The 15,021-nt window shown below is 63.2% G+C and carries 13 protein-coding genes; 4 read left to right on the plus strand and 9 right to left on the minus strand.

Translation table 11 applies throughout. The features are described 5' to 3' along the window. Positions 1-37 precede the first annotated feature (37 nt). The gene (locus tag CTR53_RS01235) at positions 38-475 is read left to right on the plus strand and encodes a hypothetical protein (RefSeq protein ID WP_290808637.1); all 438 of its coding nucleotides are present in this window, start codon (positions 38-40) and stop codon (positions 473-475) included. A 23-nt stretch (positions 476-498) separates the two neighbouring features. Here CTR53_RS01235 and CTR53_RS01240 read toward each other — a convergent pair whose 3' ends face one another. Then, positions 499-1,272, minus strand: a complete 774-nt coding sequence (locus tag CTR53_RS01240) for a hypothetical protein (RefSeq protein WP_290808639.1) — start codon at positions 1,270-1,272, stop codon at positions 499-501. Between the two features lie 195 nt (positions 1,273-1,467). On the opposite strand from CTR53_RS01240, the gene purU reads away from it, so the two are divergent. Next, complete coding sequence (purU, locus tag CTR53_RS01245; RefSeq protein ID WP_290808642.1) at positions 1,468-2,334, plus strand: formyltetrahydrofolate deformylase; 867 nt, start codon at positions 1,468-1,470, stop codon at positions 2,332-2,334. A 20-nt stretch (positions 2,335-2,354) separates the two neighbouring features. On the opposite strand, the gene CTR53_RS01250 is transcribed toward purU, so the two are convergent. The 6 genes from CTR53_RS01250 to CTR53_RS01275 form a co-directional block, all read right to left on the minus strand. Beyond that, positions 2,355-3,932, minus strand: a complete 1,578-nt coding sequence (locus tag CTR53_RS01250; protein WP_290808646.1) for a response regulator — start codon at positions 3,930-3,932, stop codon at positions 2,355-2,357. After that, a complete protein-coding gene (locus CTR53_RS01255; RefSeq protein ID WP_290808648.1) occupies positions 3,932-4,375 on the minus strand; it encodes a response regulator in 444 nt (147 codons plus the stop codon). Before CTR53_RS01255 ends, CTR53_RS01250 begins: the two co-directional genes overlap by 1 nt. 470 nt (positions 4,376-4,845) lie before the next feature. Further along, positions 4,846-5,367: a MarR family winged helix-turn-helix transcriptional regulator gene (locus CTR53_RS01260; RefSeq protein ID WP_290808651.1), complete on the minus strand. Its 522-nt coding sequence runs from the start codon at positions 5,365-5,367 to the stop codon at positions 4,846-4,848. A 1-nt stretch (position 5,368) separates the two neighbouring features. Then, complete coding sequence (locus CTR53_RS01265; protein ID WP_290808654.1) at positions 5,369-6,670, minus strand: TRAP transporter large permease; 1,302 nt, start codon at positions 6,668-6,670, stop codon at positions 5,369-5,371. 2 nt (positions 6,671-6,672) lie between these two features. Continuing rightward, complete coding sequence (locus CTR53_RS01270) at positions 6,673-7,140, minus strand: TRAP transporter small permease (RefSeq protein WP_290808657.1); 468 nt, start codon at positions 7,138-7,140, stop codon at positions 6,673-6,675. A 121-nt stretch (positions 7,141-7,261) separates the two neighbouring features. Further along, entirely contained in the window at positions 7,262-8,305 is a 1,044-nt protein-coding gene (locus tag CTR53_RS01275) for a TRAP transporter substrate-binding protein (protein WP_290808660.1), read from the minus strand. Between the two features lie 173 nt (positions 8,306-8,478). On the opposite strand from CTR53_RS01275, the gene CTR53_RS01280 reads away from it, so the two are divergent. Both CTR53_RS01280 and CTR53_RS01285 read left to right on the plus strand, forming a co-directional pair. Further along, complete coding sequence (locus CTR53_RS01280; RefSeq protein ID WP_290808663.1) at positions 8,479-10,641, plus strand: indolepyruvate ferredoxin oxidoreductase subunit alpha; 2,163 nt, start codon at positions 8,479-8,481, stop codon at positions 10,639-10,641. A 2-nt stretch (positions 10,642-10,643) separates the two neighbouring features. Beyond that, positions 10,644-12,152 (plus strand): indolepyruvate oxidoreductase subunit beta family protein, encoded by a 1,509-nt coding sequence (locus tag CTR53_RS01285; protein WP_290808666.1) that lies wholly within the window; start codon positions 10,644-10,646, stop codon positions 12,150-12,152. A gap of 52 nt (positions 12,153-12,204) precedes the next feature. On the opposite strand, the gene CTR53_RS01290 is transcribed toward CTR53_RS01285, so the two are convergent. Both CTR53_RS01290 and CTR53_RS01295 read right to left on the minus strand, forming a co-directional pair. Beyond that, entirely contained in the window at positions 12,205-12,846 is a 642-nt protein-coding gene (locus tag CTR53_RS01290) for a thioredoxin family protein (RefSeq protein ID WP_290808669.1), read from the minus strand. An 11-nt stretch (positions 12,847-12,857) separates the two neighbouring features. After that, a complete protein-coding gene (locus CTR53_RS01295; RefSeq protein WP_290808672.1) occupies positions 12,858-14,996 on the minus strand; it encodes a protein-disulfide reductase DsbD in 2,139 nt (712 codons plus the stop codon). Between the last annotated feature and the right edge of the window lie 25 nt (positions 14,997-15,021).

Here is a 15,021-nt window from a genome sequence, read left to right on the forward strand (position 1 = left end):
TGGCAATAACCTGACCGTAACAGCAGGATTGAGTATCATGTGGAACCGTTCCAGCCAGCGACCCAACCAGACCGAGAACCAGCCGACGGAAGTCCGCGCTGGCGGTAACGGCAGCGGCGCACGCAAGCAACTGACGCCCAAGGATAACGAGCGGGTCGAGAAGATCCTGGCGAGCATCGCCATCGACACCTCGCAGACTTTCAATGCGATGCTGGATTCGCTTATGGGCGAGCGCCCGGTCACCCACCACGAAAGCAACCAGACGCGCGATTTCATCGTCGCGGTGTTCGACGAGATCCGCCTGGAAAGCAATCGCGACGCCGTGATCCTCGCCCGCAAATTTGCCGATATGTGCATGCGGGCCGCCGACCAACTCAACGACAACCACCAGCGCACCGTCGCCCGCTGCGTGTCAGAACTGTTCGAGCAGTTCGCTGCCAAGCTCGATCATCGCGAGCCGGCCAACTCCAACTGAGTGTCTATTGACTGACGCGCCGCTCAGTTAAGTGGGCGGTGCTGTTCCAGTTCGGACAGGAAGTTCCCGACGATGCGGGCGGGATCCTCGCCGGTCGCACTCTGGAACAGCGCAGCATCTTCGGATGACAGATGTACCAGCGGGCGGATCAGCCCGTCGAAGAACAGATAGAATTCGCGATTGCCGAACGGCAGCGCCTGCCCCTCGAAGGGCCGCTCGATATAGACATTCGACGACAGCCCCACGGCGGTGGGATCGTGCTGCATCACCTTCATCACCCAGTCGCGCCGCGTTTCAAAAACGCGGAAGGCGCGGATCACGCGGGCAACGACCTTGAAATAGAGTTGCTTGGCGCGCGGGTCGGCGTAGAAGCTGGCCCAGTCCAGGTTGCCGCCGGCGGTGCTGCGGATTTCCTCGGCTACGGTAGCGGCCTCATCCGCCATGACATCGACCTCGTCGCCGAACAGCGAGCGGACAAAGAAGAAGTAGTTGCCGATCAGTCGGCGATCCAGCTTCTCCTCGCTGAACAGCGGATCGAGCGGATGCACCAGCAGGCGGCCGAAAGCATTCACGCGGGCGCCGCGGCGGGCGTCTTCCTCGACCACCTTCATCAGGCTGTCGTAGGACGCCCGGTAGTAATGGTCGTAATCCGAGGCCGTCTTCATCGCCTCGACCAGCTGGCGCAGCATGTCGGTGCTGAATGGCGCCTTGCGTGCCTCGGCCTCCGCTCCCTGCACCAGTGCATCGAGCAGCTTGTTGGCCATCTGGCGCAGAAAGTCGGGGCCGCGGGTGATCATGTCTCTGGAGCCGAATCCGTTCCGTTTGGGTGCAGCTTAATCAAGCGCCACAGCCGAAGCGAGCATCTTGTTTGGGAGGAAACCGCCGCATTGCCCATCCTTTTTTAACCCTGCGGTTGCGACTCTGCGCCTGCAAGGGTACTGTCGCGCCGCCTTCCGGCGTGATTGTTGGTTTTCTGATCGCATTGCCTTCCCATGAGCCTGATCCTCACACTGTCCTGCCAAGACCGCCCCGGTATCGTTGCTGCGGTCTCCGGTTTCCTCGCGACCCATCGCTTTAACATTCGCGATTCCGCCCAGTTCGGCGATGGCGAAACCGGCCTGTTCTTCATGCGCGTCAGCGTCGAGGACCTCGATAGCGGACCTGATGGCAGCGGCCGGCCTCTGGAGCAGATCCGCGCTGCCTTTGCGTCGGTTGTCGCTCCCTTCGACATGACCTGGGAAATCCACGACGAGCGTGAAAAGCCTCGTGTGCTGATCCTGGTCTCGAAATTCGGACACTGCCTGAACGACCTGCTCTACCGCTATTCGATCGGTGCCCTGCCGGTCGAAATTCCCGCTGTCGTCTCCAATCATCGCGACTGGTACCAGCGCGCCGCCAATCACGACATCCCCTTCCATCACTGGCCGGTGACGGCAGAGAGCAAGGCGCGGCAGGAAAAGATGCTGCGCGATCTCATCGATCAGGAGAAGATCGACCTGATCGTGCTCGCCCGCTACATGCAGGTGCTGTCACCCGATCTGTGCCGCGACTATTCCGGCCGGATCATCAACATCCATCATTCCTTCCTGCCCAGCTTCAAGGGCGCAAATCCGTATAAGCAGGCCCATGCCCGCGGCGTGAAGCTGATCGGGGCGACCGCGCATTATGTGACCGCCGATCTGGACGAAGGCCCGATCATCGAGCAGGAGGTCGCGCGCGTCGACCATGGCTCCTCGCCGGAGCAACTGGCCGCGACGGGACGCGACATCGAGAGCCTGGTGCTGGCCCGCGCGGTGAAATACCACGTCGAGCATCGCATCTTCCCGAACGGCAACAAGACGGTTGTGTTCCGCGGCTGACCGCGGCTTAGGCGGCGCGGTCAGACCGCGCGCGGCGCGCCAACAGGCTCGACCTCGGTTGCCGGCATCGTGCCGCCGGTGACCCCCAGCGACACCAGAATCCCCAGCATGGCCGTGTCGTCGTAGGGCTTGGCGAGGACGCGGCTGTAACGGCTGCCGACAAAGCCCGGTGCAACCACCTTTTCGTCATATCCCGTGGCCAGCACGATCGGCAGGTTCGGCCTGGAACTGCGTAATTCGCCGGCGAGCTGATCGCCGCGACAGTCAGGCAGACCGATATCGATGATGGCCGCATCGACGCCGCCGGTTCTGTGCCAGATCGCGCGGGCTTCCTCACCGCTGCCGGCTTCCTCGACGCGATACCCTGCGGCCTCCAGATTGCCGGCCACGACCATGCGCATCAGCGGATCGTCTTCCACCAGCAACAGCACCGGCGGCTCGTTCTCATCGGTATCGGCGCCTGCCGCGATCGTGCGGCCGAGGCTGTCGGCAATCACCAGCACCGATGTCAGGCTATCTCCGGCCGCGTCGAGTTCAGGTGCCGGATCCGCGGCTGTGAAGGTGACCGTAATGCAGGTACCGCTCGGCTCCGTCTCGATATTCAGCGCGCCGCCGATCTTTTCCACCATCGCCAGCACGATCTTGCTGCCGATGCCGCCGCCCCTGCGCCAGTCGTATTCCGTCACGCCAATGCCGTCGTCCTTGACCTGCACGGTAATCAGATCGCCGTTGCGCTCGGCCTTCACGCGGATGGGACCATCGCTGTCGGGATAGGCATATTTGTAGGCGTTGATCACCAGTTCGGTCACGATCAGACCGATGGGAATGGCGAAATCGGTGCCGATGCGGGTCTGGCTGGCCAGGAACTGCAGCATGCGGCCGCCCTGGTCGGCCGACTGCCGCAGGTCTTCCACCAGGCCGCAGAGATAGTCCGCCAGATCGACATAACGCACATCGGCCGAGGTATAGAGGCGCTTGTGAACCCTGGCGACGGCGGACACGCGCTTGTAGGCATTCAGCAGGGTCTGCGCCGACTTCATGTCGCTCTGCGCCGCCGACTGCACCTGCAGCAGGCTGGCGATCAGCTGCAGGCTGTTGGAAACGCGGTGATTGACCTCGCGGATCAGCACGGCGCGTTCGTTGGCAAGCGCCTCGAAGCGGTCGCGTGCGGCGCGCATCTCCGCTTCGGCCTGTTCGCGCAGGAATTTCTGCCGTCGCCCTTCCAGCGCGGCATCGATGGCGGCGCGCAGCAGGGTGAGGAATTCCGGGCTGGCATCCTTGATCACATAGTCGGCCGCGCCGGCCTTGAGCGCCGCCACCGCGACACGCCCCTCGGACTCGCCGGTGACATAGACGACCGGCGGCGGATTGGGCAGCGCGTGGATCATGCGGAGCGTGTCGAGCCCGAGCTGGTCAGGCATGTGGTGATCCAGCGCCACCACATCGACATCATTGGCTTTCCGCAGCCGCTCCACGCCGGCGGCACCGCTGCTCAGCAGCTCGACGGTGTATCCGCCGCGCTCGAATTCCTTCTGCACCAGGCGGCTGAGGCCCGGATCGTCGTCGATATAGAGCAGTCGAGGTCGCGCGCTGGTCATCACGTCGTCTCGGGCACCTGCATGACCATGAAGAACAGGCCCAGCTGGCGGATCGCCTGGGCGAAGTTTTCGTAATTCACCGGCTTGGTGATGTAGACGTTGCAGCCGAGATCGTAGCAGCGCTGAATTTCCTGCTTGTCGTCCGTGGTGGTCAGAACCACCACAGGCATGCGGCGCAGGCCGGGATGCTCTTTCACGCGACGCAGGATTTCAGTGCCCTGCATGTCGGGCAGGTTGAGATCGAGCAGAACCAGATAGGCGCCGCCATGGGAGCCTGTATCGCTGTCGCCTGCCTTCAGCAGATATTCGACAGCCGGCGTGCCGGAGGAGAAGGACACGATCTCGTTGTTGACGCCGGCGCGGCGAATATTCTTTTCGATCAGGCGTGCATGACCTTCGTCATCCTCGACCATCACGATTGTCACTGCTTTTTCGTCGCTCATGATCTATGTCCCGATATCACTCAATTTACCGGCTGTCAGAGCGCGCCGGAACCAGCGGACCTGCCTGGATGGCAGCGGCCCCACGGCTCACCGTGCGCAGCCCCTCTCGAAGGCGAAGCGTAGGCTCTCACAAACCGATTCTGCACCCCGTCGCGGCGGAACATATCAATCAACGCATACAGTCATCCTCCCGGAGCGTTTCGCGGCAAGCGCCCGCGGTTTACCGGGACAAATCAGAAAATATATCCGGCTGCTTTCGCCAACCGGCCTGCGCCAATTTCGGCATACATAGCAAAGGCTTGTCAATTGATTTGGTCGGGTTTTGTTCGGGCCGACATGTGCATGCAGTCGCTTGCTGGTTGTCCGCCCTGCGGCCAAGCTTGATTTTCAGGGCTGGTTTTCCGCGGCCATTCCCGTCCCGACCGTTAAATCCACCGACCCTCCGGTAGAATATCCCACGGCCGGCGCGATCAGCCGAGCGCTTCGCTACCCAGGCTGCGCGCCATTTTCTTCAGCAGCCGGGTGAGCGTAACCCGCTCGGACGGTGTCAGCCCGGCAATGATATTCCTCTCGTGCTGCTCGACCTTGTTCATCAACTCGCTCAGCAGCTGCTCGCCGGCCGGGCTGAGCGACAACGAATAGGTCCGTCGGTCGGCGGCTGTGCGCTGACGCAGGATCAGGCCTTTTTTCTCCAGCTGGTCGAGCGCCGGCGTCAGGGTCGACTTGTCCACCCCCACCCCGCGGCTGAGATCGGTCTGGTTGATGCCCGGATTGGCGCGCAGCAGCACCAGCAGGCTGAAGCGGCCCGGCGTCAGTCCCCCCATGCGGCCGGCCAGACCGCTGCCCACCACCTTGATAAAATTGCCGAAGACGGCGACCTGGGCAATGCGCAGGTTGTAGCCATACAGATCCGGCAGCGGTCCGCGATCGAGCTTGCGGATCTTCGCCTCCTTGCGCGGGGGTTCCGCAACCTGTGCCTTCTTCATCGGCATGTCAGTTCATATGTCCCGGCAGCCAGAGCGCGATGATCGGGAAGACGACCAGCAGTGTCAGCCGGATCAGGTCGACGACGATGAAGGGCATCACGCCCTTGTAGATCTGCCACAGGCTGATGTCGCGGGCGATCGAGTTGATGACGAAGACATTGATGCCGACCGGCGGCATCACCATGCCCAGTGTGGTGACCATGACGATGATCACGCCGAACCAGATCGGATCGAAACCGAGCTGCATCATCACCGGAAAGATGATCGGAACGGTGACCAGGATGATCGCCAGTTCATCCATCAGCGCACCGAGGATCAGGTACATGATCAGGATCAGCGTCAGTACGCCGTAGGGTCCGACCGGCAGTCCGGTGAGGAAATCGCTCACCCTCTGCGGCGTCTGGGTGATCACCAGGAAATAGCCGAACAGGAAGGCGCCGACCACAATGGTGAAGATCGAACCGCCGGTGCGCACAGCATCGACCAGGCTGTCCTTGATCTCGGTCCAGCCGAGCCGGCCACGCAGGATGCCGATGATCAGCGCGCCGCAGGCGCCGCAGCCGGCGGCCTCCGTGGCGGTGAAGACGCCGCCGTACAGCCCACCGACGATACCGGCGAACAGCAGTACGGTGGCCCAGATATCTCGCAGCGAAGTGAACTTCTCCGCCCAGCTCGTCTTCGGCCCGCGCGGCACCATATCCGGTTTCCACCAGCCGACGATCTGGATGGTGACAAGATACAGCATGACAGCCAGCAGACCCGGCAGCACGCCGGATATGAACAGCTTGCCGATATCCTGTTCGGTCAGGATGCCATAAAGCGCAAACACGACTGACGGCGGAATCATGATGCCGAGTGTGCCGCCGGCGGCGATCACGCCGGTGGAAAAGCCTGGGTGATAGCCAAAGCGCCGCATCTCGGGCAATGCCACCTTGGTCATGGTCGCTGCCGTCGCCACCGAAGAGCCATTGATCGCGGCAAAGCCGGCGCAGGCCATCACGGTGGCCATGGCAAGACCGCCGCGACGATGGCCAAGCCAGGCCTCGGCGGCGCGAAACAGTTCGCGACTCATGCCGGCAGCCGTGGCGAAGCTGCCCATCAGAATGAACATCGGAATCACGGCAAGATCGTAGTCGGTCGCGACGCGGATCGGCGATTGCGCCAGCAGGTTAAGCGCCGGCTTGGTGGCGGCGAGAATCCCGAAACCACCGACGCCAACGATACCCATGGCAATGCCGACCGGCACGCGCAGGACCATCAGCACGAAGAGGGTGACAAAACCGGCGACGGTGACAAAATCCTGATCCATCGTCAGACCCCTTCCCGTCGGGTGATCAGGCGGACCAAACGCAGCAGCAGCAGCACGCTGGCCAGCGCAATGCCCAGTGCCGCCAGTGCATGAAAAGGCCAGACCGGCAGGCGCAGGTCGAAGGTCTGCTCGTTACTGGCAAAGACGCTGGTCACCTTGCTTTCCAGCATCCAGGCGAACAGCGCCATGAACGCCAGCGTCACGCTGGTGGCAAAAATGTCGATCATGCGCCGGCCCCATGGCGGCGCCATTTCCCAGAATCCATCGACCTGGATATGACGGTTATGAAAGCCGGCCAGCGCGATACCCCAGAACATCGCGGTGCCGAGCAGCAGGCGCGAGAAATCGAAGGTATCCGGCAGACCGTAATTGAACAGCCAGCGCAGCATCACGGCCACGAAGGTCAGAACGGCGATGGCGCCAAGCAGCAGCCCCGCCACCAGTTCAACCTTGTCGATGAACATCTTCATGGGCAGTCCCCCCTGCCGGTACTCGAATCAGGCCAGTCTAGAATAGATCCGGCCAGAATAAATCGGGCGGCTGCGGCCATCCGTCAGGCCACAGCCGCCCTTTTACACAGAGTTTACGCGATCAGAAGGCGGCGTTGCGCTTCTTCAGCTCCGCCTTCAGTTCATTCAGCGCCTGTTCGCCATTGACGCCAACCTTCTGGACGTCCGCATACCAGGCCTTGGTCATTTCATCCGACAGCTTGCGCCAGGCGGCAAGGTCGCTGGCGCTCGGCTTCACGCCTTCATGCCCCGGCAATGCCAGCATCTTGGCAACGCCGGCATGCTCGAAATCGGACCAGGGAGTATTGATCTTCTGCGACCATTCCGCCGTGCAATGCGCGTCCATCGCCTTTTTCTGATTGGCCGACAGCTTGTCGTAGGAGCCCTTGTTCATCGCCAGCACGAAGTTGGAAATGTAAAGCGGTGCCTCCATGTGGTACTTGACCACCTTGTCGACGCCGAAGAGGAACAGGCTGCCCCACGGGAAGGTGATGGCATCGGCCACGCCACGTTCCAGAGCATCGCGTGCCTCAGGTGCGGAAACCTGCACATTTGTGCCGCCGGCCAGCGTCACCAGCCGGGCGACCGATGCATTGCCGGGACGGATCTTCATGTCCTTCACATCGGCAGGATTGGCAATCTTCTTCCTCGAATGGAAGCTTCCGGGTTCATGCACGAAGGCCATGCAGACCTTCACATCCGCCATCTCCTTGGCCGCATACTTCTTGTACCAGGTGTCGATTGCCGCCGAGCCGCTCTTGCCGTTCGAGAACAGGAACGGCAATTCGGCGCCGGCGATCACCGGAAACCGTCCCGGTGTATAGCCAGGATTGACGTAGGTGAGATCGGCAACGCCGTCGCGCGCCATATCGTAATGATCCTTCGCGGCACCGAGTTGCTGGGCCGGGAAGATCTGCACTTTCACGGTGCCGTTGGTCGCCGTCTCCAGCGACTTGCCCCATTCCTGCCAGGCCGGATGCAACGGATGGGCCGGCGGCAGCCAGTGCCCCAGCCGCAGTGTGACAGTTTTGTCCTGAGCGATCGCCGGCTGCGCAGCGGCAAGGCCGAGTGCGACACCGAGTCCAAGGACGGCAGCGCAGACGTAACTGTAGCGTATGCTTGTCATGTGTTTCCTCCGCTGGCGAGCCGTCAGCGAAACCTGACAGCCCTTTTTTGTTTTTGCGGCGGCAGCCTAGCGCGGCCTGACCGGGCCTGTCCAGATTGTTTTGTTGGATACCAAACTAATTTCTTGACCCTGCGAGGGTGCGGTGCAAGATTCCGCGGCTGTGGGAGGATTCGATGGAACGCTCTTTCGCCAAAGAGATTGAATCGCTGCGTCTGGGTGATGGCGACATCTTCCGCGGCGAAGGCATATTGGCTGTCACGAAGGCCATCCTGCAATCCGGCGTGTCTTACGTCGGCGGCTATCAGGGCGCGCCCGTGTCGCATCTGGTCGATGTGCTGGTGCAGGCGCAGGACATGCTGGACGATCTCGGCATCCATCTTGAAACCTGCACCAACGAAGCCTCGGCTGCCGCGCTGCTCGGCGCCTCGATCCATTATCCCGCACGCGGCTGCGTCACCTGGAAAGCCATCGTCGGTACCAATGTGGCATCTGATGCGCTCAGCAATCTCGCTTCGCCTGGCGTGACCGGCGGCGCACTGATCGTGGTCGGCGAGGATTACGGCGAAGGCGCCAGCGTGATCCAGGAACGCAGCCACGCCTATGCGATGAAGTCATCCATCTGGCTGCTCGATCCGCGCCCTGACCTGCCGACCATCACGCGCTGCGTCGAGGAAGGCTTCGAACTGTCCGAAGCCACCAACACGCCGGTCATGCTGGAACTGCGCATCCGCGCCTGCCATGTCACTGGCGAATTCCCGGCCAAGAACAACAAGCCGGCGAAAGTCTCGCGCAACAGCCGACTGCCCGGGCCTTCCGCATTCAATTACGACCGCCTCGCCCATCCGCCTGCCACCTTCATGCAGGAAAAGCTCAAGCTGGAGCAGCGCCTGCCGGCAGCGCGCAAATTCATTCTCGAACGCGGCCTGAACGAAACCATGCCGGGCGACCTGTCGGAGATCGGCATCGTTGTTCAGGGCGGCTTGTACAATGCCCTGAACCGCGCGCTGATGAATCTCGATCTGGCCGATGCCTTCGGCAACAGCCGCGTACCGACACTGGTGCTCAACGTGACCTATCCGCTGGTGCCGGAGCAACTGGTGCAGTTCTGTGCCGGCAAGCGCGCCGTGTTGATGGTGGAGGAAGGCTCACCCGAATATATCGAGCAGGCTTTGCATACCGCTTTACGCCGCGCCGACGTGAATACCCGCGTGCATGGCAAGGGCATGCTGCCTGCCGCCGGCGAATACTCCATCGAGGCACTGACCCGCGGCCTGCTCGAATTCGTCAAGGCCGAGCAACCGCAGATCAATGTTTCGGCTGCTGATACAGCGTTCAGTTCAGCATTGGATAATCGCAAGACCGCGCAGGCCGTGATTGGCACCGATCTGCCACCGCGCCCGCCGACCTTCTGCACTGGCTGCCCCGAGCGGCCGGTTTTCACCGCGATCAAGCTGGTTGAGCGCGAGATCGGTAAGGTCCATGTCGCCGCCGATATCGGCTGTCACGCGCTGGCCACCTTCGCGCCGTTTTCGCTCGGCCATTCCATTCTCGGCTACGGCATGTCACTGGCCTCGGCGGCTGGCGTCGGGCCTCTCATGAACACGCGCTCACTATCCATCATGGGCGATGGCGGATTCTGGCATAACGGCGTGCTGTCGGGCGTGGCGTCCTCCATGTTCAACCGCGGCGATGGCGTACTAGTCATCATGAAGAACGGCTACACTTCGGCGACCGGCGTGCAGTATATCCCCTCTTCAGCCGGCAACCGCGTCGACGGGCTGGACAGCGGCGCGGATATCGAAACCACCGTGAAGGCGCTTGGCGTCAAATGGGTGAAGCGCATCCGCACCTACAGCCTCGGGACCATGCGCGAGGCTTTGCGTGACGCACTGACCACCACAACCAAAGGGCTCAAGATCATCCTGGCCGAAGGCGAATGCATGCTGGCGCGCCAGCGCCGGTTGCGCACGGAAGAAGCCAAGGCGCTGAAAGCCGGCGAACGTGTGCTGCGTACGCGCTTTGGCATCGATGATGCCGTCTGCACCGGCGACCATTCCTGCATCCGCCTTTCGGGCTGCCCGTCGCTGACCATCAAGCCTAACCCGGATCCGCTGCGCACCGACCCGGTGGCGAGCGTGAACAGCGGCTGCGTCGGTTGCGGCCATTGCGGCGAGGTGGCGCATGCCGCCGTACTGTGTCCCTCCTTCTACAAGACCGAGATCGTGCATAACCCTGGCTGGTGGGACCGTTTCAGTGATCGCCTGCACCGCGCGGTGATCGGCTGGCTCGGTGGCAACAAGGCTGCACCTGCGCCGATGCCGGCGGCGGGGGAATAACGATGACCGCCACTCGCCCCCTCTGCATCCTGATCGCCGCCATGGGCGGTGAAGGCGGCGGCGTGCTGACCGGCTGGATCGTCGATGCCGCCGAACGCGCCGGCTATCCGGTGCAGAGCACATCGATCCCCGGCGTGGCGCAACGCACCGGCGCCACCACCTATTACATCGAGATCTGGCCCGAAAAGACGACGCAGCGCCCGGTGATGTGCCTGAACCCGATGCCGGGCCAGGTCGATGTGATGATCGCCAGCGAATTCGTCGAAGCCGGCCGCGCGATTGCCAACGGTTTCGTCTCGCCCGACCGTACGCTGTTGATCGCTTCCACGCATCGTATCTTTGCGGTCGCCGAGAAGAGCGCCATGGGCGATGGCCGCTATGATACCGGCAAGCTGTTTCGCGCCGCGAAAGACCATGCCCGCCGCACCATCCTGTTCGACATGGACCAGGCTGCCAAAGACTCCGGCAGTATCCTGAATGCCGTGCTGCTTGGCGCATTGTCCGGCTCCGGTGTGCTGCCGCTGCCCGCCTCCGCCTTCGAGGACGGCATCCGCATTGAAGGCAAGGCGGTGGAGAGCAACCTTGCCGGTTTCCGCTTCGGTCTGAGCCATGGCCAGGACGAGATCGAAGCGCGTGCCGCCGTGCTGTCGTCGCTGCCGCCGGCCGCCGCCGTGCCGGCACTGGCCGACCGCATCGCCCGGCTGCCTCTTGCTGTGCAGAAGTTTGCTGCCGAAGGCATCAAGCGCCTGGTCGACTATCAGGGCGTGACGTATGCCCGGCTCTATCTCGATCGGCTGGATATGATCGCCAAGCTGGGCGACGAGATGCTGGCCAACGAGACCGCGCGGCATCTGGCGCTGCGGATGAGTTTCGAGGATGTGATTCGCGTCGCGCAGCTCAAGCTGAAGCCCGAGCGGTTTGCCGCCATCGAGCGCGAACAGCGCGTGAAGCCCGGCCAGCCCTATACCGTGGCCGAGTTCCTGAAGCCCGGCGTGGAAGAGATTGCCTCGCTGCTGCCGCCTTCGCTGGCGCGCCGCGTGATCGGGTTCAGCAAGCGCAAGGGCTGGACCGATAAGCTGCATCTGGCCATGACCGTGCAGTCCAACCGCATCGGCGGCTATCTGAAGCTGCGGATGCTGGCCGGCCTGCGTTTCTGGCGGCCGCGCAGTGCACGCTATGCCGAGGAACAGGCCCGCATCGAGGACTGGCTTGACCTGATCCGCCGTGCTGCTGCACTGGATCTCAACCTGGCACGCGAGATCGTCGACTGCGCCCGGCTGATCAAGGGGTACGGCGATACCTTCAAACGCGGCGCCGGCAATTTCGACCGCATCCGCGACCACGTGATCCTGCCGGCACTGGAACAACGCCTCGCGCCCACCGTAGCTGTGAATGCGCTGGTACAGGCGCGTACCGCGGCGCTGGCCGATCCGGAAGGCCAGTCGCTCGGCAATATGCTGGCCGATTTCGAAGCCAGCCTGCGCCCGGCAATCCCGCAGGCGGCGGAATAAAAAAACGCCCGGGGCGGAGCCCGGGCGTTTCCATCTCAGAGATATTTCAGAATCAGGCCGAGGGCGGCGCGTATTTCACCGTGCAGCCATAGGGCCGCGCCGTGGTGGTGCTGACGGCCTTGCCTTGCGCCAGTTCAGTCAGCGCGCTGTCGACGAAGTTCCTTGCGCCTTTCAGGTCATCGACACGGGTCGACGGCTTGTCGTCGATGCCGCCGGCATAGGCCAGCTTGCCGGTCTTGTCGATCACATACATATGCGGCGTCACGGTGGCACCATAGGCACGCGCGATCTGGCTCTTCGGATCGAGCAGCACGGCCGAGGGTGCAGCACCGCGATCGGTGGTCAGCTTGTTGGCCTGCGCGGCATCGACATGGCCCTGCTCACCCACCGGCGAGGAGACGATGGTAAGCCAGACGACATTCTGCCCGGTCCACTTTTTCTGCAGCGCCTGCATGTTGTTGCCGGTGTAGTGCTTCTTCACGAAGGGGCAGTCGTGATTCGACCATTCCAGCACCACGGTCTTGCCCTTGAGGTCGGCGAGCGAGACGGTCTTGCCGTTGGTGTCCTTGGCGGTGAAGGCCGGCGCGGCCTGGCCGATCTGGACGCCGGAATTGGCACTCACGAGTTGCGGTGCGGTCAGCAGGCCAATGGTGCCGATGGCGGCGGCGGATAACAGGATACGACGAGAGATCATGACGGCTACTCCTATCGTTGCGTGTTGATGGTGGGGTTGGGAAGCGACGCACTATTCTGCGGCCGGTCGAGTTGGGCGAGATGTTCCAGAACGATGGCCGGGGTGAGAATCTGCGGCAACACGATGCTGCGACCGCCGGCGTAATAGAGATAGAGCGGCACGCCGCTGCGGCCGTTCTGCTCCAGCAGGCGGGTGATCTCGGGATCCTGGTTGGTCCAGTCGCCCTTCATGTAGGTGATGCTGCGCGCGCGGAAGGCAGCCCGCACGGCATCGCTCGACAAAGCCGTGCGCTCGTTGACCATGCAGGTGATGCACCAGGCCGCCGTCATGTTGACGAAGACCGGTTTCTGCTGCGCCACCAGCGTATCCAGCTTCTGGCGGCTGAAGCTTTCGGCGCTCCCGCCGCCCGGCTGTGCGACTGCGACGGCCGGCGCGGCCGGATCGCGCGCGGTTCCGTATAGCGCCCCGGCCGCGGCAACCAGCAGCACAACGGCGCTGGCCATGGCCACACGGCCGCGCAAGCCAAAGCTCCAGGCGGCCGCCGCCACCAGTACGAGACCCAGCATCGCGGCCAGCAACCCCTGCTGCCCGACCTGCTGGCTCAGCACCCAGATCAGCCAGGCCACCGTGGCATAGAGCGGGAATGCCAGCGCCTGCTTCACACGTTCCATCCACAGGCCCGGCCGCGGCAGGCGATCCGCCAGTTGCGGCACGCATGTCAGCACGAGGAACGGCAATGCCAGACCAAAGCCGAGCGCGAGGAAGATGGCAATGCCAATGGCAGCCGGCTGGGTCAGTGCAAATCCCACTGCCGTCGCCATGAACGGCGCTGTACAGGGCGTGGCGACCACAGCGGCCAGCACACCGGTGAAGAAGGAGCCCTGAGTCCCGCTGCGCCGGGTCAGCGCGTCGCCGATGCCGGCGAAGCTGCCGCCGAGATGGAACACGCCCGAGAGGCTGAGTCCCATGGCGAACAGCAGATAAGCGAGCAGCGCGATCACCAGCGGCATCTGCAACTGGAAACCCCAGCCGATCTGCGCCCCCGTCGCACGCAACACCAGCAGCAGGCCGGCGAGTGCGGCGAAGCTGACGAGAATGCCGAAGGTATAGGCCAGACCATGGCGGCGCATCTGCGCCCGGCCCTGCCCGCTGTGCGAAACCAGCGCGAGAATCTTGATCGACAGCACCGGGAAGACGCAGGGCATCAGGTTGAGCAGCATGCCGCCCACCAGCGCGAGCAATGCGGCCTGCAGCACGGCGGCCCAATCGGCAGGTTGCGCCACCGGCGCCGTGCCGTAAGCGATCTGGGGGTATTCAAACGCCTGCTGCTGCAGCCGGCCGCCGATATCCTCCTTGATCAGCAGCAACCCGCCAGTCTGCTGTGGCAGGCCGGCCGCGGCAAAGCTGCCGCGCGGCATCTGTAACGTCAGACCTTCGGCGGTGATCTGCAGTGGCTGTGGCGCCGCATGCTCGATCATCGCTTCCTGATGCGGCAGGAACACGGCTTCCCTGATACGACCGCCATTCGGTCCCGGCGCTGCCACCGTCAGCACAAAACTGGCGTCGGCCATCTGCATGTCTGCCGGCCAGGGCGAAGGCTGCGCGACCTGCTGGCGTGCAGTGTCGAAAGCAGCCTTGTTAGCAGGATCGCCCTCGCCACTCCCGCCGGGCAGCGCGAGATCGACGGTGGCCTCGCCGGGGATACATTCCTTCTGGCAGACCAGCCAGTTCACATCGGCGCGCAGCGGCATCTCGCCGGCCGGCAACACAGCCGGCGGCATGATCTGCGTCAGCAGCAGGATCTCGCCCTCGTAGCCATAATTGACCAGATGCGCGACCGGAATGCGCTCCGGCACCGGCCAGACGATCGGGCCAGCCGTAAAGCCTTCGGGCAGCGCCCAGCTGATCTCGGTGGCGAGGCCTGAATCACCCGGATTGCGCCAGTAGGTATGCCAGTGTTCGGCCATGCGCAGGCGGACACCGACCCAGAAGGGCTGCCCGGCGCGGATGCTCTGCGGTTCGGCGATCAGCGCCGCATCAACGAGGTCATTGCCAGACATTTGCGCCTGCACATTCGGCAGCAGGCCGAGAGTGAGGACAGCCACCAGGACAACCTGGTGCAGGCGGCGGAAAAAACCGAAGCGGCGCATGCCATAAAATTCCCGTAAATCGCCG

It is taken from the genome of Ferrovibrio sp., from assembly GCF_002796975.1.
GTDB lineage: Bacteria > Pseudomonadota > Alphaproteobacteria > Ferrovibrionales > Ferrovibrionaceae > Ferrovibrio.